The 18,143-nt window shown below is 44.5% G+C and carries 34 protein-coding genes; all 34 read right to left on the bottom strand.

Annotation, left to right across the window (positions count from 1 at the left end; all coding sequences use genetic code 11):
• Window positions 1–13: 13 nt before the first annotated feature.
• The 34 genes from MHB50_RS19280 to rpsJ all read right to left on the bottom strand — a co-directional run bounded on the left by MHB50_RS19280 (window position 14) and on the right by rpsJ (window position 17,904).
• Complete coding sequence (locus tag MHB50_RS19280; RefSeq protein WP_077111579.1) at window positions 14–811, bottom strand: energy-coupling factor transporter transmembrane protein EcfT; 798 nt, start codon at window positions 809–811, stop codon at window positions 14–16.
• The gene (locus tag MHB50_RS19285; protein WP_077111578.1) at window positions 808–1,680 is read right to left on the bottom strand and encodes an energy-coupling factor ABC transporter ATP-binding protein; all 873 of its coding nucleotides are present in this window, start codon (window positions 1,678–1,680) and stop codon (window positions 808–810) included. The genes MHB50_RS19280 and MHB50_RS19285 overlap by 4 nt, the downstream gene beginning before the upstream one ends.
• A complete protein-coding gene (locus MHB50_RS19290) occupies window positions 1,656–2,495 on the bottom strand; it encodes an energy-coupling factor ABC transporter ATP-binding protein (RefSeq protein ID WP_077111577.1) in 840 nt (279 codons plus the stop codon). The genes MHB50_RS19285 and MHB50_RS19290 overlap by 25 nt, the downstream gene beginning before the upstream one ends.
• Window positions 2,496–2,963: 468 nt before the next feature.
• On the bottom strand, window positions 2,964–3,326 hold the full coding sequence (rplQ, locus tag MHB50_RS19295; RefSeq protein WP_077111576.1) for a 50S ribosomal protein L17: 363 nt from the start codon (window positions 3,324–3,326) through the stop codon (window positions 2,964–2,966).
• A gap of 48 nt (window positions 3,327–3,374) precedes the next feature.
• Window positions 3,375–4,319, bottom strand: coding sequence for a DNA-directed RNA polymerase subunit alpha (locus MHB50_RS19300; RefSeq protein ID WP_077111575.1), 945 nt, complete (start codon window positions 4,317–4,319; stop codon window positions 3,375–3,377).
• Between the two features lie 160 nt (window positions 4,320–4,479).
• On the bottom strand, window positions 4,480–4,869 hold the full coding sequence (gene rpsK, locus MHB50_RS19305) for a 30S ribosomal protein S11 (protein WP_077111574.1): 390 nt from the start codon (window positions 4,867–4,869) through the stop codon (window positions 4,480–4,482).
• A gap of 22 nt (window positions 4,870–4,891) precedes the next feature.
• Window positions 4,892–5,257 carry a 30S ribosomal protein S13 gene (rpsM, locus tag MHB50_RS19310; protein WP_077111573.1) on the bottom strand — a complete coding sequence of 122 codons (366 nt, stop codon included), beginning with the start codon at window positions 5,255–5,257 and terminating at the stop codon, window positions 4,892–4,894.
• Between the two features lie 18 nt (window positions 5,258–5,275).
• Window positions 5,276–5,389: a 50S ribosomal protein L36 gene (rpmJ, locus tag MHB50_RS19315; protein WP_048601043.1), complete on the bottom strand. Its 114-nt coding sequence runs from the start codon at window positions 5,387–5,389 to the stop codon at window positions 5,276–5,278.
• A gap of 33 nt (window positions 5,390–5,422) precedes the next feature.
• Complete coding sequence (gene infA / locus MHB50_RS19320) at window positions 5,423–5,641, bottom strand: translation initiation factor IF-1 (protein ID WP_077111572.1); 219 nt, start codon at window positions 5,639–5,641, stop codon at window positions 5,423–5,425.
• Window positions 5,619–5,954 (bottom strand): KOW domain-containing RNA-binding protein, encoded by a 336-nt coding sequence (locus MHB50_RS19325; protein ID WP_077111571.1) that lies wholly within the window; start codon window positions 5,952–5,954, stop codon window positions 5,619–5,621. Before MHB50_RS19325 ends, infA begins: the two co-directional genes overlap by 23 nt.
• 15 nt (window positions 5,955–5,969) lie before the next feature.
• A complete protein-coding gene (gene map / locus MHB50_RS19330; RefSeq protein WP_077111570.1) occupies window positions 5,970–6,716 on the bottom strand; it encodes a type I methionyl aminopeptidase in 747 nt (248 codons plus the stop codon).
• On the bottom strand, window positions 6,716–7,366 hold the full coding sequence (locus tag MHB50_RS19335) for an adenylate kinase (RefSeq protein ID WP_077111569.1): 651 nt from the start codon (window positions 7,364–7,366) through the stop codon (window positions 6,716–6,718). The genes map and MHB50_RS19335 overlap by 1 nt, the downstream gene beginning before the upstream one ends.
• 46 nt (window positions 7,367–7,412) lie before the next feature.
• Window positions 7,413–8,705, bottom strand: coding sequence for a preprotein translocase subunit SecY (secY, locus tag MHB50_RS19340; RefSeq protein WP_077111568.1), 1,293 nt, complete (start codon window positions 8,703–8,705; stop codon window positions 7,413–7,415).
• Complete coding sequence (rplO, locus tag MHB50_RS19345; protein ID WP_077111567.1) at window positions 8,705–9,145, bottom strand: 50S ribosomal protein L15; 441 nt, start codon at window positions 9,143–9,145, stop codon at window positions 8,705–8,707. Before rplO ends, secY begins: the two co-directional genes overlap by 1 nt.
• 28 nt (window positions 9,146–9,173) lie before the next feature.
• Window positions 9,174–9,356, bottom strand: a complete 183-nt coding sequence (gene rpmD, locus MHB50_RS19350; protein ID WP_077111566.1) for a 50S ribosomal protein L30 — start codon at window positions 9,354–9,356, stop codon at window positions 9,174–9,176.
• Window positions 9,357–9,369: 13 nt separating this feature from the next.
• A complete protein-coding gene (gene rpsE, locus MHB50_RS19355; protein ID WP_077111565.1) occupies window positions 9,370–9,870 on the bottom strand; it encodes a 30S ribosomal protein S5 in 501 nt (166 codons plus the stop codon).
• Window positions 9,871–9,891: 21 nt separating this feature from the next.
• Entirely contained in the window at window positions 9,892–10,254 is a 363-nt protein-coding gene (gene rplR, locus MHB50_RS19360; RefSeq protein WP_077111564.1) for a 50S ribosomal protein L18, read from the bottom strand.
• A 30-nt stretch (window positions 10,255–10,284) separates the two neighbouring features.
• A complete protein-coding gene (gene rplF / locus MHB50_RS19365; RefSeq protein ID WP_077111563.1) occupies window positions 10,285–10,821 on the bottom strand; it encodes a 50S ribosomal protein L6 in 537 nt (178 codons plus the stop codon).
• Between the two features lie 28 nt (window positions 10,822–10,849).
• Window positions 10,850–11,248, bottom strand: coding sequence for a 30S ribosomal protein S8 (gene rpsH / locus MHB50_RS19370; RefSeq protein ID WP_077111562.1), 399 nt, complete (start codon window positions 11,246–11,248; stop codon window positions 10,850–10,852).
• 29 nt (window positions 11,249–11,277) lie between these two features.
• Window positions 11,278–11,463, bottom strand: a complete 186-nt coding sequence (locus tag MHB50_RS19375) for a type Z 30S ribosomal protein S14 (RefSeq protein ID WP_077111561.1) — start codon at window positions 11,461–11,463, stop codon at window positions 11,278–11,280.
• Between the two features lie 24 nt (window positions 11,464–11,487).
• Window positions 11,488–12,027 carry a 50S ribosomal protein L5 gene (rplE, locus tag MHB50_RS19380; RefSeq protein WP_077111560.1) on the bottom strand — a complete coding sequence of 180 codons (540 nt, stop codon included), beginning with the start codon at window positions 12,025–12,027 and terminating at the stop codon, window positions 11,488–11,490.
• Window positions 12,028–12,045: 18 nt separating this feature from the next.
• Entirely contained in the window at window positions 12,046–12,396 is a 351-nt protein-coding gene (gene rplX, locus MHB50_RS19385) for a 50S ribosomal protein L24 (protein WP_077111559.1), read from the bottom strand.
• 35 nt (window positions 12,397–12,431) lie between these two features.
• Complete coding sequence (gene rplN / locus MHB50_RS19390; protein ID WP_077111558.1) at window positions 12,432–12,800, bottom strand: 50S ribosomal protein L14; 369 nt, start codon at window positions 12,798–12,800, stop codon at window positions 12,432–12,434.
• Between the two features lie 49 nt (window positions 12,801–12,849).
• Complete coding sequence (gene rpsQ / locus MHB50_RS19395) at window positions 12,850–13,113, bottom strand: 30S ribosomal protein S17 (RefSeq protein WP_077111557.1); 264 nt, start codon at window positions 13,111–13,113, stop codon at window positions 12,850–12,852.
• An 18-nt stretch (window positions 13,114–13,131) separates the two neighbouring features.
• Window positions 13,132–13,335 carry a 50S ribosomal protein L29 gene (gene rpmC / locus MHB50_RS19400; protein WP_077111556.1) on the bottom strand — a complete coding sequence of 68 codons (204 nt, stop codon included), beginning with the start codon at window positions 13,333–13,335 and terminating at the stop codon, window positions 13,132–13,134.
• On the bottom strand, window positions 13,325–13,759 hold the full coding sequence (gene rplP / locus MHB50_RS19405) for a 50S ribosomal protein L16 (RefSeq protein ID WP_077111555.1): 435 nt from the start codon (window positions 13,757–13,759) through the stop codon (window positions 13,325–13,327). The genes rpmC and rplP overlap by 11 nt, the downstream gene beginning before the upstream one ends.
• 2 nt (window positions 13,760–13,761) lie before the next feature.
• A complete protein-coding gene (rpsC, locus tag MHB50_RS19410; protein ID WP_077111554.1) occupies window positions 13,762–14,418 on the bottom strand; it encodes a 30S ribosomal protein S3 in 657 nt (218 codons plus the stop codon).
• A 3-nt stretch (window positions 14,419–14,421) separates the two neighbouring features.
• A complete protein-coding gene (rplV, locus tag MHB50_RS19415; RefSeq protein WP_077111553.1) occupies window positions 14,422–14,763 on the bottom strand; it encodes a 50S ribosomal protein L22 in 342 nt (113 codons plus the stop codon).
• A gap of 20 nt (window positions 14,764–14,783) precedes the next feature.
• On the bottom strand, window positions 14,784–15,062 hold the full coding sequence (gene rpsS / locus MHB50_RS19420; protein ID WP_077111552.1) for a 30S ribosomal protein S19: 279 nt from the start codon (window positions 15,060–15,062) through the stop codon (window positions 14,784–14,786).
• Between the two features lie 60 nt (window positions 15,063–15,122).
• Window positions 15,123–15,956, bottom strand: a complete 834-nt coding sequence (gene rplB / locus MHB50_RS19425) for a 50S ribosomal protein L2 (protein ID WP_077111551.1) — start codon at window positions 15,954–15,956, stop codon at window positions 15,123–15,125.
• Between the two features lie 36 nt (window positions 15,957–15,992).
• A complete protein-coding gene (gene rplW / locus MHB50_RS19430; protein ID WP_077111550.1) occupies window positions 15,993–16,277 on the bottom strand; it encodes a 50S ribosomal protein L23 in 285 nt (94 codons plus the stop codon).
• On the bottom strand, window positions 16,277–16,900 hold the full coding sequence (gene rplD, locus MHB50_RS19435) for a 50S ribosomal protein L4 (RefSeq protein WP_077111549.1): 624 nt from the start codon (window positions 16,898–16,900) through the stop codon (window positions 16,277–16,279). The genes rplW and rplD overlap by 1 nt, the downstream gene beginning before the upstream one ends.
• 30 nt (window positions 16,901–16,930) lie before the next feature.
• On the bottom strand, window positions 16,931–17,560 hold the full coding sequence (gene rplC / locus MHB50_RS19440) for a 50S ribosomal protein L3 (protein ID WP_077111548.1): 630 nt from the start codon (window positions 17,558–17,560) through the stop codon (window positions 16,931–16,933).
• A 35-nt stretch (window positions 17,561–17,595) separates the two neighbouring features.
• Complete coding sequence (gene rpsJ, locus MHB50_RS19445; protein WP_018708729.1) at window positions 17,596–17,904, bottom strand: 30S ribosomal protein S10; 309 nt, start codon at window positions 17,902–17,904, stop codon at window positions 17,596–17,598.
• Window positions 17,905–18,143: the final 239 nt, after the last annotated feature.

Raw genomic sequence — 18,143 nt, forward strand, 5'->3', positions numbered from 1 at the left:
GTAACCCTCTTTTTTAAGATCTCCATAAAATTAGCAGTATGGCCAGTATGATGAAGGCACATCCCGCGAAAACATCGCGCCGAGCCCATTTCAATAAACGGTATTTTGTCCTGCCTTCTCCCCCGCGGTATCCCCGCGCTTCCATGGCGGTCGCAAGTTCTTCAGCCCGTTTAAAGGAACTGACGAACAGGGGAATCAACAGCGGAACGATCGATTTCAGCCTGTCCTTTATGGGACCGCTGGAAAATTCAACGCCCCTGGCCATTTGCGCTTTCATGATTTTATCCGTCTCATCCATAAGCGTTGGAATAAAACGCAATGAGATGGACATCATGAGCGCCAATTCATGAACTGGAAACTTGATTTTCTTGAGAGGTTTCATCAAGCTTTCAAGCCCGTCTGTCAATGTAATCGGCGTTGTTGTCAACGTAAGCAACGTCGTGACAAACACGAGCAGGAAGAAGCGAAGCGAAATAAAGATCGCCTGGCGAAGCCCTTCTTCGTATATGTTAACATTGCCGATACTGTAGATGACATCCCCTTCTTTGTTGAAAAAAAGTTGCAGGAAGAAAGTAAAAATGATCAGTATGAGAACGGGTTTTAAACCATTGATTAAAAACTTCACATTCATTTTGGACAAAATAATCAATAAAAAGACAAACAGAACAAGCAAACTATATGTCAGCGTATTATTCGCCAAGAATACAATAGCGATAAATCCGAACACAAACAGCAGTTTTGTTCTCGGATCCAATAAGTGAATGACCGATTCACCGGGAATATAACGCCCAAAAATCATTTTTTCCATCATGGGAGCATGCCGCCTCCCTCTTTTAGCTCTGCCAGCAGGTCGGACAGTTCTTTGATGGAAAGACATGTTTTTCCAAGCTTTTTATTTATTTTTTGCTCTAGCCGATATTGAAATTTGACGACTTGGGGTACATCCAGCCCCAGTTCAAGAAGTTCTTCCGGATTGGAAAAGATTGTTCTCGGATCGCCGGTTTTTTGTATCCGGCCTCTATGCATGATAACAATTTCATCGGCATATTTCGCCGCATCTTCCATGCTGTGCGTTACTAGAATGGTAGACAGGCCCTTTTCCTGATGCAAGCGGTAAAACATCTCCATAATTTCCGTTCGGCCGCGCGGATCAAGCCCCGCTGTTGGTTCGTCCAACACTAATACTTCCGGTTCCATCGCCAGCACTCCGGCAATGGCAACCCGGCGCATTTGTCCGCCGGAGAGATCAAACGGGGATTTTTGCAATATGTCTTCATCCAGACCTACTTCTTTTATTAGTCTTCTTGCCCTTTTTTTAGCTTCTTCTTCAGAAATGCCGAAATTCATCGGTCCAAAACAAATGTCTTTTTCAACAGTTTCATCGAAGAGTTGATGTTCAGGAAATTGGAATACGATGCCGACTTTTTGCCGGATGCTGCGCAGGTTCTTCTCTTTCTTTCCCGCTGTAATCGTTCTGTCGCCGATTGTAATTTGCCCTTTTGTCGGCTGCAGCAGAGCGTTTAAATGTTGGAGAATGGTAGACTTTCCGGAACCGGTATGGCCGATCAAGGCGATGAATGAGCCTTCCTTGATACGGAGGTTGATGTCTTGGATGGCTAGGCGTTCAAACGGTGTATTGGCTGAATACTTATATTCTACTTCTTGAAGTGTAATTTCCATAGATCATTCACCAACTCTTCATCTGTCAAATACAATTTCGGCAAGCCAAGCCCCACTTTCCTAAGCGTATGGCTCATTTTAACTGGGAAAGGAATATCAAGCCCAAGAGTAATCAACTCTTCCTCCAGTTCAAAAATCTCTTCCGGTTTGCCGTCTTTATACACCTGGCCCTGGTTCAGAATGATCATTCTATCTGCCTTGGCGGCTTCTTCCAGATCATGCGTAATCGATATGACTGTCAATCCTTGTTCATCTTTTAATTCTCTTACCGTCTGAAGCACTTCCTCACGCCCCAGCGGATCGAGCATGGATGTCGCCTCATCCAGAATGATAACATCCGGCCTGAGTGCAATAACACCTGCTATAGCCACGCGCTGCTTCTGGCCTCCTGAAAGATGATGTGGCTCCTGGTTGAGAAAATCATACATATGCACCCGTTCGAGTGCCTCTTTTACACGTACGGTCATTTCTTCATGTGGAACACCGTTATTCTCCATCCCAAAAGCCACATCATCTTGTACGGTCGTACCGACAAACTGATTATCCGGACTTTGAAAAACCATTCCGACCATTCTGCGGATATCCCAAACCGTCTCTTCGTTTAAAGGAAGATTCTGAACTTTGATCATCCCGTGTTCAGGAAATTGGAGTCCATTCAAAATTTTGGCCAATGTCGACTTTCCTGAACCGTTATGGCCCACAATAGCCAGCCATTCGCCCTCTTCTATAGAAAACGATACATCTTTTAAGGCGTAGGATTCCTGTTCTTCATACCGAAAAGAAATATTTTCTATGGAAATGATCGGTTTAGCCATCCTTTGCCCCTCCTCCAGCAAGCATTGACGTTTGCTGATTCGTCCATAAACAGAAAAAAGCCTGCACCTTTCTCCAGGTCACCGGCTGAACCGGCGCCTCACCCTTGCGGATGACCGTGGGAGAAGGTGCATGAAGCTAGACAGGGTCACAAACATTGTGCCTATCGTAACGCTCTTTTAAGCTTTAAAGAAAAGTGCAAGCGCCTGGACCAGCCCCCACTAGCAGAAGACGAGGCTGCTGATTTTAATTCTTGTGAAGCTTCATAAAATAAGCCTCATGCGAGCTTGCCACAAAGTAAGCAACCCTAGGAATAATAGCTTTGGGTAGTCTGCTTCCCTGCAAGTTTCTGCTAGCGACCTCCAGGGGCTAGGCGCTGGATCTGGACATCATCCAGCATATGAAATGACACATTATTTAAAGAAAAAGGGCATTAGACGTACGCCCTGCCCTGTAGTTTTTCTTTTGAATTACACTAATTCAATAATAACCATTGGAGCTCCGTCTCCACGGCGTGGTCCGAGCTTCATGATTCTAGTATAGCCGCCTTGACGTTCTTCATATCTAGGGGCAATATCGGAAAACAATTTTTGTAATGCATCTTGGTTCGCTTCGGCATCTGCCACTTCTTTACGAATGAAGGCGGCTGCCTGGCGGCGGGCATGTAGATCTCCACGTTTTCCAAGAGTGATCATTTTTTCCACAACAGAGCGAAGTTCTTTTGCACGCGCTTCTGTTGTTTCAATCCGTTCGCTGATAATTAAGTCAGTAGCCAAGTCGCGAAGCATGGCTTTGCGTTGCGCGCTTGTACGTCCTAATTTACGATAAGACATTTCGTTTCCCTCCTTTGTTGTGGCAAATTCATTATGTCGTTTCTCTTTTTAATCGTCTTTTCGAAGTTCCAGCCCAAGCTCTTCCAGCTTGCCTTTTACTTCTTCCAGCGATTTTCTTCCCAAGTTTCTTACTTTCATCATGTCTTCTTCGGTCTTATTGGCCAACTCCTGAACCGTGTTAATGCCGGCCCGCTTGAGGCAGTTGTAAGACCTGACGGAGAGATCAAGTTCTTCTATCGTCATTTCAAGGACTTTCTCTTTTTGATCTTCTTCTTTTTCGACCATGATTTCAGCATGCTGGGCTTCGTCCGTCAACCCAACGAAAATATTTAAATGCTCTGTTAAAATTTTGGCTCCAAGTGAAATAGCCTCTTCCGGACTGATGCTTCCGTTTGTCCATACATCCAATGACAGCTTATCGAAGTTTGTCATTTGGCCGACACGTGTGTTTTCCACTTGATAATTGACGCGCGATACAGGTGTATAAATTGAGTCGATCGGTATAACGCCAATCGGTAAATCATCGCGCTTGTTCATATCAGCGGGCGTATATCCGCGGCCTCTTTTGGCTGTCATGCGAACTCGAAAGTTGCCGTTTTCGGCTAATGTGGCAATATGCAGATCCGGATTTAGTATTTCTACATCACTGTCATGCATAATGTCCGATGCTTTCACTGCGCCTTCGCCTTGTGCATCTATTTCCAACGTTTTTTCTTCGTCAGAATAAATCTTGAGAGCTAGTTTCTTAAGATTAAGGATGATAGAGGTAACATCTTCGACGACACCTTCTATGGTTGAAAATTCATGCTGTACCCCTTCGACCTGAATCGAGGTGATCGCTGCACCTGGGAGTGAGGATAATAGAATACGACGCAAGGAGTTACCCAATGTTGTACCATACCCACGCTCAAGCGGTTCGACAACGAACTTTCCATAATTAGCATCATCGCTGATCTCAATCGTTTCTATTTTCGGCTTTTCAATCTCGATCATTCACATATACCCTCCTTCAAAACGTCGAAATTCCGGCGGCCCGAAATTCCCCATGCTACATTTGTCTGTGCAACAACTTGATGAGGAACAAATTGAATGTAACCATAAATTCATATATTACCCCATTATAGACAGGTAATACCGAATTTATACAAATTCATTATACACGACGACGTTTTGGCGGACGGCATCCGTTATGAGGAACAGGTGTTACATCACGGATTGCTGTTACCTCAAGTCCTGCGGCTTGAAGAGCACGAATTGCCGCTTCACGGCCTGCACCTGGTCCTTTTACAGTAACTTCCAAAGACCTCATGCCATGCTCCATCGAAACTTTCGCAGCTGTTTCTGCAGCCATCTGGGCAGCAAATGGAGTAGATTTACGGGAACCTTTAAATCCAAGCGCACCAGCTGAAGACCAGGAAACGGCATTTCCTTGCGCATCTGTAATCGTTACGATTGTATTGTTAAATGTAGAGCGAATATGCGCGATCCCTGTTTCTATATTTTTTTTCACACGACGTTTACGAGTATTCGTTTTACGTGCCATTGTATATAACCTCCTTTACCTATTATTTTTTCTTGCCCGCTACAGTTTTACGAGGGCCTTTTCGAGTCCGTGCGTTATTTTTCGTGTTTTGTCCACGCACCGGCAGTCCGCGGCGATGGCGAAGCCCCCGATAAGAGCCGATTTCCATCAAACGTTTAATGTTTAAAGACACTTCACGGCGAAGGTCTCCTTCAACTTTTAAACCGTCAACGATATTACGGATTTTATCCAATTCGTCATCCGTCAAGTCTCTAACGCGTGTATCTTCGGACACACCCGCTTCCTTGAGAACTTCGATAGCTGTATTTTTTCCGATTCCGTAAATATATGTGAGCGCAATGACGACGCGCTTTTCACGTGGAATGTCCACTCCGGCTATACGTGCCATAAGTTTTGCACCTCCTTATTATCCTTGTTTTTGTTTATGTTTCGGATTTTCACAGATTATCATAACTTTGCCTTTTCTACGGATAATTTTGCACTTCTCGCAGATCGGCTTTACTGATGGCCTTACTTTCATTTTTTTAAAACCTCCTTAACAGCCTGAAGTGCACTACTTAAAGCGGTATGTGATTCTTCCCCGTGTCAAATCATATGGAGAAAGCTCTACAGTTACTTTATCACCAGGCAAAATACGGATGAAGTGCATACGGATTTTACCCGATACATGCGCAAGTACCGTATGGCCATTTTCTAATTCTACCTTAAACATGGCATTTGGCAAAGTGTCTACTACCTTGCCTTCAACTTCAATGACGTCTTCTTTCGCCATCCAACTCGTCTCCCTTCTCTAAGTCTTCCAAAACTTCTTCCACAAATTTTCCAAGAGCCCATCGTAACTTCCCATTGGTGACCCGCCCAGTTTCCAACAAGCTTCTGCGTACTTCTTCATTCATGTAGTCTTGGCACTGAAGATGTTGAATGTTTTTCTTTTTGGGACTGTCAAATTTTCTTTTTTCCCCATCCGCGATGAATACAAACTTATCATCCAACCGCTGGATTACAACCGCGTATTGTCCCGCATCCCGTCCTTTTTGGATCTGGACAATCTGGCCTATTTGGGGATTCGAATCAGACTCTTTCAACGAGATCACCTGCGCTCACAGTTTTGTCAAAATCTCAAAACCGGTTTCCGTAATGGCTATTGTATGTTCAAAATGCGCACACATTTTCCCGTCAACTGTCACGACAGTCCAATTGTCCGGAAGCGTCTTTACATAGCGGCTCCCCGCATTGACCATCGGCTCAATAGCCAGTGCCATTCCGGGCTTCAAGCGCGGTCCTTTATCAGGTGGACCATAATTGGGAATTTGCGGATCTTCATGTAAGCTTTGACCAATCCCATGCCCTACATACTCACGGACAATGGAAAAACCTTCTGCTTCCACAAATGTTTGTATCGCATGAGAAATATTTGAAAGACGAGCGCCCGGCTTGGCTTGTTCCAATCCCATATAGAGGGATTTTTCCGTAACATCGAGCAGCTTTTGCGTTTCATCATCGATCTTGCCCACTGCATAGGTCCATGCCGAATCACCGTGGTACCCGCTATATTCGGCTCCAATGTCCAGGCTGACGATGTCACCCTCGTTCAGAACACGGTCTCCGGGTATGCCATGGACAAGCTCCTCGTTGACCGAAACACAGATGCTCCCGCTAAATCCGTTATAGCCTAAAAAAGAAGGATGTGCACCTTGTTGCCTGATAAAGCTTTCAGCAATGCTATCTAATTGTTTCGTCGTAATACCAGGCTGAATATGCTTCTTCAACTCTTGATGAGTCATGGCAACAATTCGTCCGGCTTCTCTCATTAATTTAATTTCTCGGGGTGTTTTTGTAATAATCATTATTTCAAATCCTTTAAAAGAGCATCAATGTCAGAGAATACTTGATCAATATGCTGCTGGCCATTGATGTTTTTTAAATAGCCTTTCCCGCGATAGAAATCCAGAAGCGGCTGCACCTGTTTCATGTTAACGTCGAGTCTGTTTTGGACCGTTTCTTCGTTGTCATCTTTGCGCTGATACAATTCTCCGCCGCAACGGTCACATACACCAGGCTCTTTTGGCGGATTAAAGATCAGATGGTAGGTGGTGCCGCATTCCTTACAGATTCGGCGGCCTGTTAACCGCTCTACCAATATATCTGCATCTACATCAATGTTAAAGACATAGTCGATTTTTTTTCCAAGCTCAGACAATATATTTTCAAGGGCTTCTGCTTGTGGCACTGTTCTGGGAAAACCGTCAAGAAGGAAGCCATGTTCGCAATCTGTTTTGCCTAAACGTTCACGAACGATACCAATTGTTACTTCATCGGGAACGAGCTCCCCTTTATCCATAAAGGATTTCGCCTTAAGTCCCAATTCCGTTCCCTCATTCATTGCTGCGCGGAACATATCTCCTGTTGAAATATGAGGAATTTGATATTTGTCAACAATCTTATCGGCCTGTGTACCTTTTCCAGCACCAGGAAGTCCCATTAACACTAAATTCATTCAAATCTCGCCCCTCTGCAACCACTCGGGCTTAACCGCCCGCATGTTATTTAATGAAACCTTTGTAATGGCGCTTTACTAGCTGAGCTTCCAGTTGTTTCATCGTTTCAAGCGCAACACCGACCACAATGAGCAATCCTGTACCGCCGATTTGGGCTGCCTCCGGCAAGCCGGCAAATTTAATAAAAAATACAGGCAGAATGGAAATTACCGCAAGAAACAGCGCTCCGACAAATGTCAGTCTATATAGTACACGCGTCAGGTATTCTTGCGTATTTTTCCCTGGACGTATACCAGGTATATAACCGCCTTGCTTTTTCAGGTTTTCGGAGACTTTTTCCGGATTCACCTGAACAAAGGCGTAAAAATAAGTAAAGGCGATAATCAAAACGACAAAAATAGTCATGCCGATAGGCTTTGTATGATCAAAATAAGATTGGATCGTACTGGCCGTATCACCTGAACCAAAAAATGTCACGACTGTTTGTGGTGCTACTAAAAACGCGCTTGCGAAGATAACTGGAATAACTCCAGCGGCATTCACCTTTAACGGCAAATGTGTATTTTGTCCGCCGACAGGGTTGCGTCCATCCATGCGCTTTGCATATTGGATTGGAATTTTACGCAATGCCTGCTGGACAAATACGACGCCAACAATGATTGCGACGACTGCGAGCAGGATAAGCAGCATGACGACAATTCGAATGAATAGTTGTTCTCCTGCACCTTCAAATTGCGTTGCATAGATCTGGTTTACTGCATTAGGAATGCCCGCGACAATTCCGGCAAAAATAAGAATGGAAATTCCGTTGCCGGCGCCATTTGCCGTAATTTGCTCGCCCAGCCACATCAGGAATGCTGTTCCTGCTGTCAGGACGACGGCAATCGTAACATACGTGCCAAATCCAGGATCCTTTATCAGTTGAAGCTGTGTCATTCGGTTAAAGCCAAAAGACATGCCTATTGCTTGTATAAATGCTAATACAATGGTGAAATAGCGGGTGAATTGTGCCAGTTTACGGCGCCCGACTTCACCTTGCTTGGACCACTCCGTAAATTTTGGCACAACATCCATTTGCAACAGTTGCACGATGATGGATGCTGTAATATATGGCATAATGCCCATCGCAAAAATAGAGAAATTTTGAAGGGCACCTCCACCAAAAATATTCATGAAACCAAACAAACTCGCCTGATCCTGCAATTTAAGCACATCGGCATCTACATTCGGTACGGGGATAAAAGCCCCGATTCGAAACACAACCAGCATTAACAGCGTAAAAATGATCTTTTTTCTAATATCCTTTACACGCAACAGGTTGGAGATTGTCTGGAACATTAAATCACCTCAGTAGTACCGCCTGCTGCTTCAATTGCTTCTTTGGCGGCAGAGGAGAATTTATTTGCTTTTACAGTCAACTTTTTCTCGATATTGCCTTTTGCAAGGATTTTAACTCCAGACTTTTCGTTGCGGACGACTCCTGTTTCAATGAGGAGCTCCGGCGTCACTTCCGTGCCTTCTTCGAAACGATTGAGTACATCAAGATTCACAATCGCATATTCCTTGCGGTTAATATTTGTGAAACCGCGCTTTGGTAAACGTTGGAATAAAGGTGTTTGGCCACCCTCAAATCCCGGCCGTACTCCGCCGCCTGAACGGGCATTTTGTCCTTTATGTCCTCTGCCGGCTGTTTTTCCGTTGCCAGAGCCAATTCCGCGCCCAACCCGGTTGCGTTCTTTGCGGGCTCCTTCAGCAGGTTTTAACTCATGCAATTTCATTCTGGACACCTCCTTCTTCCTTTTGCTCTTACTGTTCTTTGACCGTTACAAGATGGGAAACTTTGTTAATCATTCCCCTGATCGCCGGATTGTCATTATGCTCTACTGTTTGATTGATTTTGCGCAAACCGAGCGCTTCGACAGTGTCACGCTGATCTTTCGTACGGCCGATCAAGCTGCGAGTGAGGGTGATTGTTAATTTTTGAGCCATGATCTTCCCCTCCTTAACCTAACAATTCTTCGACTGATTTGTTACGTAACTTCGCTACGTCTTCAGCTCGTTTTAGATTTTTAATTCCTTCGATTGTTGCTCGAACCATATTAATCGGCGTGCTGGAACCAAGAGATTTTGAAGTGATATCAGCAATGCCGGACAATTCTAATACCGCACGAACCGGTCCGCCGGCAATTACTCCCGTACCTTCGTTGGCAGGTTTGAGAAGAATTTGTCCTCCGCCGTAACGTCCGATAATTTCATGTGGAATCGTAGAACCAACGAGAGGCACTTCGATCATATTCTTTTTCGCATCTTCGATCGCTTTGCGGATTGCTTCAGGAACTTCCTGGGCTTTACCAGTACCGAATCCAACGTGACCATTTTTGTCACCGACAACAACAAGCGCGGTAAAGCGGAAGCGCCGTCCACCTTTCACAACTTTTGCGACACGGTTTACTGTAACTACACGTTCTTCTAAATCAAGTTTGTTCGCATCAATTTGACGCATGTAGTTCGTCCCTCCTTTTAATTAGAATTCTAGGCCATTTTCACGAGCAGAATCAGCCAAGGCTTTTACACGTCCATGGTACAAATAACCACCGCGGTCGAATACGACTGACTTGATGCCCTTTTCAACTGCGCGTTTGGCAATGAGCTCTCCTACTTTTTGCGCGGCTTCCACGTTACCCGCCGCTTCGAGGCCGAGGTCTTTTTCTTGCGTAGAAGCACTGGCAATTGTTACTCCCTTTTCATCATCGATCAATTGGGCATAAATATTTTTATTGGAACGATACACGCTTAAGCGCGGGCGCTCTGCTGTACCGCTTAATTTCACACGGACACGCGCATGTCTTTTCTTGCGTACTTTATTCTTATCGAGCTTGGTAATCATGCGAGTCACTCCTTTCAGTACCTAGCGGCTTTATTTACCTGTTTTTCCTTCTTTGCGGCGGACGTATTCACCTTCGTAACGAATACCTTTGCCTTTGTACGGCTCAGGCGGGCGTACCGCACGGATGTCAGCAGCCAAGGCTCCTACTCTTTCTTTATTGTAACCTTTAACGACTACTTTTGTGTTGGATGGAACATCAATTTCGATGCCATCTTCCGGATTGAATTCAACAGGATGTGAATAACCTACGTTTAATACGAGCTTTTTACCTTGTTTTTGGGCACGGTATCCAACTCCGACCAGTTCAAGCGACTTTTCAAAGCCCTTTGATACTCCTTCCACCATGTTCGCAAGCAAAGAACGGGTTGTTCCGTGCATGGAGCGATGGTCTTTTGCATCAGATGGACGGGAAACCGTGATCGTATTATCTTCAATGTTGATGTTCATTTCGGAATGAAAGTTATTTGTAAGCTCACCTTTTGGACCTTTGACAGTAACTTTATTTCCGTCCTTTGTCACTGTTACGCCAGAAGGGATTTCAATTGGTTTGTTACCAATACGGGACATTTTTACACCTCCGTTCTTGTATGAGAAATTACCAGACGTATGCGAGTACCTCGCCGCCAACTTGTTTTGCTCTCGCATCTTTATCGGACAATACGCCTTGAGACGTAGAAACAATCGCAATTCCAAGGCCGTTTAATACTTTTGGCACTTCATTCGCTTTTGCATATACGCGAAGGCCTGGCTTGCTGATGCGTTTTAGTCCGGTAATAACGCGCTCGTTATTAGCTCCGTATTTAAGGAAAATGCGAAGGATACCTTGCTTGTTATCTTCTATAAACTCAACGTCACGAATGAAACCTTCTTTTTTCAATATTTCTGCGATTTCTTTCTTGATGTTGGAAGCAGGAACCTCCAAAGTTTCGTGACGAACCATATTCGCATTGCGAATTCTTGTCAGTAAATCTGCTATCGGATCAGTCATTACCATTTATATTTACCTCCTTCCCAGTTTCGGTCTTACCAGCTGGCTTTTTTGACGCCAGGAATTTGACCTTTGTAGGCCAACTCGCGGAAACAAATCCGGCATAGTTTAAATTTGCGAAGGACAGAGTGCGGACGGCCGCATCGTTCGCAACGAGTGTATTCTTGCACTTTGAATTTTGGTGTGCGTTTTTGCTTCACAACCATAGATTTTTTAGCCACTATTTCGCCTCCCTTTTATTTTGATTACTTTTGAAACGGCATTCCGAATCCGGCAAGAAGTTCACGAGCTTCTTCGTCCGTTTTAGCCGTAGTGACGATCACAATATCCATACCACGAACTTTGCTGACTTTATCGTAATCAATTTCTGGGAAAATGAGTTGTTCTTTAATGCCTAATGTATAGTTGCCGCGTCCGTCAAATGCTTTTTTGGAAATTCCACGGAAGTCGCGTACACGCGGAAGCGAAACGGAAACGAGTTTGTCGAAAAAGTCATACATGCGTTTGCCACGAAGCGTAACCTTCGCGCCGATCGGCATGCCTTCCCGTAGGCGGAAGCCCGCAATAGATTTTTTTGCTCTTGTGACAACCGGCTTTTGTCCTGTGATCAAAGCCAATTCTTCAACGGCGTTATCGAGCAATTTTGCATTCTGAACAGCATCGCCAACACCCATGTTCACAACGATCTTTTCAATTTTAGGTACTTCCATTACAGATTTATAGTTAAACTTGCTCATGAGAGCAGGAGTGATTTCTTTTTGAAATTTTTCCTTTAGGCGGCTCATGTCGTGTACCTCCCTTCACTAAACAGTTTTTACGTCATCTAATATTTCGCCTGATTTTTTGGCTACACGAACACTTTTTTCTTTTTCGCTGCCATCTTTCATTTTAATTGTTACTCTTTTATAGCCGACTCTTGTCGGTTCATTCGTTTTTGGATCAATGACCATTACGTTAGACACATGGATTGCTGCTTCTTTTTCAAAGATCCCGCCTTGAGGATTGTCTTGGGAAGGTTTGGCGTGTTTTTTCACAATGTTGACGCCTTCTACAAGTACACGTTCCTTTTTAGGGAATGCGGCAAGCACGGTACCTGTTTTTCCTTTGTCTTTTCCAGTAATAATCATTACTTTATCGCCTTTTTTGACATGCATTCAAGCGCACCTCCTTATGACCTAAATGTAATTCCTTAAAGAACTTCAGGAGCCAAAGATATGATTTTCATGAAGTTTTTATCGCGAAGTTCGCGGGCAACCGGTCCGAAGATACGAGTTCCTCGAGGCGCTTTATCATCACGGATAATGACACATGCATTTTCGTCGAATTTGATGTAAGAACCATCCGGACGACGGGCTCCACTTTTTGTCCGTACAATAACAGCTTTTACGACGTCGCCTTTTTTGACAACGCCCCCAGGTGTTGCATTTTTCACTGTGCACACGATGACATCCCCAATATTAGCCGTTTTACGGCCGGATCCGCCAAGCACTTTAATGGTTAATACTTCACGGGCGCCAGAGTTGTCAGCCACCTTTAAACGGGATTCTTGTTGAATCATCTCAATTTACCTCCCTTCGGAAATCGTATATATCCGAAAAAAATGTTGATTATATAATGACGGCTTTTTCTACGACCTCTACGAGGCGGAAGCGTTTTGTAGCCGATAGCGGGCGAGTTTCCATAATCCGGACGATGTCCCCTACTTTTGCTTCGTTTTGCTCATCATGAGCCTTAAGCTTTTTCGAGTACTTCACGCGTTTGCCGTACAAAGAGTGCTTTTTATACGTTTCGACCATTACTGTGATGGTTTTATCCATCTTGTCGGAAACAACCCGGCCAGTATACACTTTACGTTGGTTGCGTTCACTCATATCGCAAACCTCCTATCATTATCGATTGTTAACCCCAATCTCTCTTTCGCGGACGATTGTTTTCATCCGAGCGATATCTTTGCGTACTTCTCTGATGCGGGCGGTATTTTCAAGTTGCCCAGTCGCCAGTTGAAAGCGAAGGTTAAATAGTTCTTCTTTTAAAGACTTAATATTTTGTTCTATTTCGGCAGTGGTTAATTCACGTATTTCATTAGCCTTCATCTCGTTCACCACCAATTTCTTCTCGTTTAACAAACTTGCACTTTACTGGAAGTTTGTGAGACGCCAGACGAAGTGCTTCACGCGCAACTTCTTCAGGTACCCCGGCAATTTCAAACATGATCTTTCCTGGTTTTACAACAGCTACCCAGCCTTCTGGAGCCCCTTTACCGGAACCCATGCGGACCTCCAATGGCTTTGCAGTATAAGGTTTGTGCGGGAAAATTTTAATCCATACTTTACCGCCACGTTTCATGTAACGGGTCATGGCAATCCTGGCAGCTTCAATTTGGCGGTTTGTGATCCAAGAAGCTTCCAAAGCCTGTAATCCATATTCGCCAAAGCTTACTTCCGTGCCGCCTTTTGCCTGGCCACGCATTTTTCCGCGATGCTCGCGGCGATACTTTACACGTTTAGGCATTAACATGATTATTTTCCTCCTTCCTCGGACTTTTTCTTTTCTGGAAGGACCTCTCCACGGTAAATCCATACTTTTACGCCAAGCTTGCCGTAAGTTGTGTCGGCTTCCGCATGTGCATAATCGATATCTGCGCGAAGTGTATGAAGTGGGACTGTTCCTTCGCTATAATGTTCAGAACGGGCAATATCTGCTCCGCCCAAGCGCCCGGAAACCATTGTTTTGACTCCTTGTGCGCCTGCACGCATTGTCCGTTGAATCGCTTGTTTTTGAGCACGGCGAAACGAAATCCGGCTTTCAAGCTGACGAGCGATGTTCTCTGCGACAAGTTTTGCATCCAAGTCCGCTTTTTTAATTTCAACAATATTGATGTGTACCCGTTTGTTTGTTAATTTGTTTAATGCTTTACGAAGTGCTTCTACTTCACTTCCACCTTTACCAATCACCATTCCAGGTTTGGCAGTGTGGACCGTAATATTGAGGCGGTTTGCAGCGCGCTCGATTTCAACACTGGAAACAGATGCATCCGCAAGCCGATTTTCGATATACTCACGCACCTTTATATCTTCGTGCAATAAAGTTGCGAATTCCTTGTCAGCGTACCATTTAGATTCCCAATCACGAATGATGCCAATTCGCATTCCGATCGGATTAACTTTTTGACCCACGATTTATCCCTCCTTCTTTTCTGATACCACAATCGTAATGTGGCTTGTGCGCTTATTGATCTGGCTTGCCCGTCCTTGCGCACGCGGTCTGAAGCGTTTCATTGTCGGACCTTCGTCTACGTAAGCTTCGGATATTAAAAGATTGTCAATGTCCATATCATAGTTATGCTCTGCATTTGCTACAGCGGATTTCAAAAGCTTTTCCACGATGGGAGAGGCGGCTTTTGGTGTCAGCTTCAAAATGGCAACTGCTTCGCCTACTTGCTTTCCTCGAATTAAATCGACGACAAGGCGTGCTTTACGAGGAGCAATACGAACTGTTCTGGCAACAGCTTTTGCTTGCATCAGGGGGTTCCCTCCTCTCATTAGCGTCTAGTTTTTTTGTCATCTGCGGCATGGCCCCGATAAGTTCTTGACGGAGCAAATTCACCCAATTTATGGCCTACCATATCTTCACTGATATAGACCGGAACATGCTTGCGTCCATCATATACCGCAATGGTATGTCCGATGAATGATGGAAAAATGGTAGAACGGCGTGACCACGTTTTAATGACTTGCTTTTTATTATCTTCATTTAGCTTTTCGATTTTTTTCAATAAATGATCATCTGCAAAAGGCCCTTTTTTCAGGCTGCGTCCCATGCTAGTACCTCCCTTCGTGATTGCGCTACGGTCCGGCGATTGAACCGTAGGACAATCCCGTTACTTTTTGCGTCGGCGTACAATGAATTTATCCGACTTGTTTGTTTTCTTCCGTGTTTTGTAACCGATCGTTGGTTTGCCCCAAGGTGTAACCGGAGATTTAAGTCCGATTGGCGTTTTGCCTTCACCACCGCCATGCGGGTGATCGTTAGGGTTCTTAACGGAACCGCGAACGTGAGGTCTTTTGCCCAACCAGCGGGAACGGCCGGCTTTACCTACTGTTACGAGCTCGTGCTGTTCATTTCCCACTTGACCGATTGTTGCGCGACAAGCGGCTAAAATCATGCGTACTTCACCTGAATTCAAACGGACAAGAACGTATTTTGTTCCTTCTTTACCAAGAACCTGCGCAGAAGTGCCCGCTGAACGTACCAACTGCCCGCCTTTGCCAGGCTTCATTTCAATGTTGTGAACGACCGTACCGACAGGAATATTTGCCAAAGGCAAAGCATTTCCGACTTTAATGTCTGCATCCGGTCCGGACATGACTTCCATGCCCACCTGTAAATTTTTTGGTGCTAAGATGTAGCGTTTTTCACCATCAACATAGTGGATCAACGCGATGTTTGCGGAACGGTTCGGATCATATTCGATTGTAGCAACGCGTCCAGGTATACCATCTTTGTTGCGTTTAAAGTCGATGACCCTGTATTGACGCTTATGACCGCCGCCGCGATGACGAACTGTAGTCCTACCTTGATTATTGCGGCCGCCTTTTCTATTAAGAGGCGCAAGCAATGATTTTTCCGGGGTATCTGTTGTGATCTCGGAAAAATCCAAACTTGTCATCCCGCGACGTCCGTTGGAGGTAGGTTTGTATTTTTTGATCGCCATGTTTTTCCCTCCTCTTCTATTATTGGAAAAGCTCTATTAGGCTTCGAAAAAGTCGATTTCTTTGCTGTCTGGTGTTAACGTGACAATTGCTTTGCGACGTTTTTTCGTATAGCCCGCAAATCGGCCTACACGCTTGTATTTGCCTTTATAATTCATTACGTTCACTTTTGCCACTTTTACGTCAAAAATGTTTTCTACCGCATCTTTTACTTGCGTTTTATTCGCTTTGACGTCTACTTCAAAAGTATATTTTTTGTCTGCCGTCAAATCCATAGAACGTTCAGTGATGATGGGGCGCTTAACTATATCACGTGCATCCATTACCCAAGCACCTCCTCCACTTTTTCAACTGCAGCTTTCGTCAAGACCAATGAGTTATGGCCAACGACATCGAGTACGTTGAGACTGTCTGCATCAATCACTGTTACTCCTGGAATATTCCGCGCTGATAAAGCTACGTTCTCTTCTGTGCTTTCCGTTACGAACAATGCTTTTTTGCCAACTGGAAGATTATTGAGCACTTTTACAAATTCTTTTGTTTTCGGCGCGTCAAACGATAACGCCTCGACAACGAGTACATTTTCTTCCTGTGCTTTCGCGGATAAAGCCGACTTGATCGCTAGGCGGCGCATCTTTTTAGGCAATTTATAGCTGTAGCTGCGTGGAGCAGGACCAAATACAGTTCCGCCTCCGCGCCATTGTGGCGAACGAATCGATCCCTGGCGTGCCCGCCCGGTTCCTTTTTGGCGCCATGGCTTTCTTCCTCCGCCTCGCACTTCCGAACGTGTTTTTACTTTTGCAGTTCCTTGTCTTAATGAAGCTCTTTGCATGATGATTGCTTCGAACAAGACATGATTGTTTGGTTCGATTCCAAAGATGGCATCGTTGAGATCAACCTCCCCAACCTTGGAACCTTCTTGATTAAAAAGGCTTGCTTTTGGCATGCTTTATTCCTCCTTTCTTCCAATTTAGCTTTATTTCGCTTTTACTCCGGATTTAACTTCCAACATCGCTTTTTTCGGACCTGGAACGTTTCCTTTGACTAAAATCAAGTTGCGTTCAGCATCTACTTTAACGATTGGAAGGTTTTGAACTGTAACTTTTTCGCCACCCATACGGCCAGGGAGCGCTTTTTGTTTAAATACTTTAGCGGGGTCAACAGGACCCATTGATCCCGGACGGCGATGGAAACGGGAACCGTGCGTCATTGGCCCGCGGGCCTGCCCGTGGCGTTTGATGACACCTTGGAAACCTTTCCCTTTAGAAATTCCTGTTACATCTACCAAATCGCCTTCTGCGAATATATCAACTTTAATCTCCTGACCAACTTCGAACTCACTTATATTAACTCCGTTCAACTCACGGATGAAGCGCTTAGGTGCAGTATTTGCTTTTGCAACATGCCCCTTCTCAGGTTTGTTGGCAAGCTTTTCACGCTTATCTTCAAAGCCGATCTGAATGGCTTCGTAACCGTCTGATTCAACCGTTTTCTTTTGAAGAACCACATTTGGAGCCGCCTCAATTACTGTTACAGGGATCAAACGTCCATCTTCAGCAAAAATCTGCGTCATACCAATTTTTCTTCCTAAGATTCCTTTGCCCATGAGTCACACCTCCTGTATGAATTTCAATTTTTTCCTTATAATTTAATTTCAATGTCCACTCCGGACGGCAAATCAAGTCTCATCAGTGAATCTACCGTTTGTGGTGTAGGACTGATAATATCGATTAAACGCTTATGTGTGCGCATTTCAAATTGCTCGCGGGAATCTTTATATTTGTGTACCGCGCGCAAGATTGTGTAGACAGATTTCTCAGTTGGAAGCGGGATAGGCCCCGAAACATTCGCACCTGAACGTTTTGCCGTTTCTACAATCTTCTCTGCTGACTGGTCCAAAATTCTATGATCATATGCTTTTAATCTGATTCTGATCTTTTGTTTTGCCATTACTTTCCCTCCTTTTCGCCTATTTTTCAAAAATAGACTTGCTCCATGAAAATTTCCCCATACACTCGCCATGGCAAAGCGGCCGGGTGTATCGGCAACCTTCCACATCATTGCAGTCAAAAACCAACATTATACATTATACATATAATAATTGGTCAATGCAATATGAAATTAAAAAACAGCCACTTAAAATAAGAACTGTTTCATTATACAGGTGTTCAAAGCATTTTTCAAACACC

This window comes from Siminovitchia sp. FSL H7-0308, from assembly GCF_037980985.1.
Classification (GTDB): domain Bacteria; phylum Bacillota; class Bacilli; order Bacillales; family Bacillaceae_C; genus Siminovitchia; species Siminovitchia thermophila.

What these genes read in the sequence shown, in the direction of transcription:
- MHB50_RS19280 (WP_077111579.1), bottom strand. Translation starts at nt 811, where the DNA reads ATGATGGAAAAAATGATTTTTGGGCGTTATATTCCCGGTGAATCGGTC.
- MHB50_RS19285 (WP_077111578.1), bottom strand. Translation starts at nt 1,680, where the DNA reads ATGGAAATTACACTTCAAGAAGTAGAATATAAGTATTCAGCCAATACA.
- MHB50_RS19290 (WP_077111577.1), bottom strand. Translation starts at nt 2,495, where the DNA reads ATGGCTAAACCGATCATTTCCATAGAAAATATTTCTTTTCGGTATGAA.
- rplQ (WP_077111576.1), bottom strand. Translation starts at nt 3,326, where the DNA reads ATGTCTTATCGTAAATTAGGACGTACAAGCGCGCAACGCAAAGCCATG.
- MHB50_RS19300 (WP_077111575.1), bottom strand. Translation starts at nt 4,319, where the DNA reads ATGATCGAGATTGAAAAGCCGAAAATAGAAACGATTGAGATCAGCGAT.
- rpsK (WP_077111574.1), bottom strand. Translation starts at nt 4,869, where the DNA reads ATGGCACGTAAAACGAATACTCGTAAACGTCGTGTGAAAAAAAATATA.
- rpsM (WP_077111573.1), bottom strand. Translation starts at nt 5,257, where the DNA reads ATGGCACGTATAGCCGGAGTGGACATTCCACGTGAAAAGCGCGTCGTC.
- rpmJ (WP_048601043.1), bottom strand. Translation starts at nt 5,389, where the DNA reads ATGAAAGTAAGGCCATCAGTAAAGCCGATCTGCGAGAAGTGCAAAATT.
- infA (WP_077111572.1), bottom strand. Translation starts at nt 5,641, where the DNA reads ATGGCGAAAGAAGACGTCATTGAAGTTGAAGGCAAGGTAGTAGACACT.
- map (WP_077111570.1), bottom strand. Translation starts at nt 6,716, where the DNA reads ATGATTATTACAAAAACACCCCGAGAAATTAAATTAATGAGAGAAGCC.
- MHB50_RS19335 (WP_077111569.1), bottom strand. Translation starts at nt 7,366, where the DNA reads ATGAATTTAGTGTTAATGGGACTTCCTGGTGCTGGAAAAGGTACACAG.
- secY (WP_077111568.1), bottom strand. Translation starts at nt 8,705, where the DNA reads ATGTTCCAGACAATCTCCAACCTGTTGCGTGTAAAGGATATTAGAAAA.
- rplO (WP_077111567.1), bottom strand. Translation starts at nt 9,145, where the DNA reads ATGAAATTGCATGAGTTAAAACCTGCTGAAGGAGCCCGCAAAGAACGC.
- rpmD (WP_077111566.1), bottom strand. Translation starts at nt 9,356, where the DNA reads ATGGCTCAAAAATTAACAATCACCCTCACTCGCAGCTTGATCGGCCGT.
- rpsE (WP_077111565.1), bottom strand. Translation starts at nt 9,870, where the DNA reads ATGCGTCAAATTGATGCGAACAAACTTGATTTAGAAGAACGTGTAGTT.
- rplR (WP_077111564.1), bottom strand. Translation starts at nt 10,254, where the DNA reads ATGATTACCAAGCTCGATAAGAATAAAGTACGCAAGAAAAGACATGCG.
- rplF (WP_077111563.1), bottom strand. Translation starts at nt 10,821, where the DNA reads ATGTCCCGTATTGGTAACAAACCAATTGAAATCCCTTCTGGCGTAACA.
- rpsH (WP_077111562.1), bottom strand. Translation starts at nt 11,248, where the DNA reads ATGGTAATGACTGATCCGATAGCAGATTTACTGACAAGAATTCGCAAT.
- rplE (WP_077111560.1), bottom strand. Translation starts at nt 12,027, where the DNA reads ATGAGCCGCCTAAAGGAAAAATTTCAAAAAGAAATCACTCCTGCTCTC.
- rplX (WP_077111559.1), bottom strand. Translation starts at nt 12,396, where the DNA reads ATGCATGTCAAAAAAGGCGATAAAGTAATGATTATTACTGGAAAAGAC.
- rplN (WP_077111558.1), bottom strand. Translation starts at nt 12,800, where the DNA reads ATGATTCAACAAGAATCCCGTTTAAAGGTGGCTGACAACTCTGGCGCC.
- rpsQ (WP_077111557.1), bottom strand. Translation starts at nt 13,113, where the DNA reads ATGAGTGAACGCAACCAACGTAAAGTGTATACTGGCCGGGTTGTTTCC.
- rpmC (WP_077111556.1), bottom strand. Translation starts at nt 13,335, where the DNA reads ATGAAGGCTAATGAAATACGTGAATTAACCACTGCCGAAATAGAACAA.
- rplP (WP_077111555.1), bottom strand. Translation starts at nt 13,759, where the DNA reads ATGTTAATGCCTAAACGTGTAAAGTATCGCCGCGAGCATCGCGGAAAA.
- rplV (WP_077111553.1), bottom strand. Translation starts at nt 14,763, where the DNA reads ATGCAAGCAAAAGCTGTTGCCAGAACAGTTCGTATTGCTCCTCGTAAA.
- rpsS (WP_077111552.1), bottom strand. Translation starts at nt 15,062, where the DNA reads ATGGGACGCAGCCTGAAAAAAGGGCCTTTTGCAGATGATCATTTATTG.
- rplB (WP_077111551.1), bottom strand. Translation starts at nt 15,956, where the DNA reads ATGGCGATCAAAAAATACAAACCTACCTCCAACGGACGTCGCGGGATG.
- rplW (WP_077111550.1), bottom strand. Translation starts at nt 16,277, where the DNA reads ATGGATGCACGTGATATAGTTAAGCGCCCCATCATCACTGAACGTTCT.
- rplD (WP_077111549.1), bottom strand. Translation starts at nt 16,900, where the DNA reads ATGCCAAAAGCAAGCCTTTTTAATCAAGAAGGTTCCAAGGTTGGGGAG.
- rplC (WP_077111548.1), bottom strand. Translation starts at nt 17,560, where the DNA reads ATGGGCAAAGGAATCTTAGGAAGAAAAATTGGTATGACGCAGATTTTT.
- rpsJ (WP_018708729.1), bottom strand. Translation starts at nt 17,904, where the DNA reads ATGGCAAAACAAAAGATCAGAATCAGATTAAAAGCATATGATCATAGA.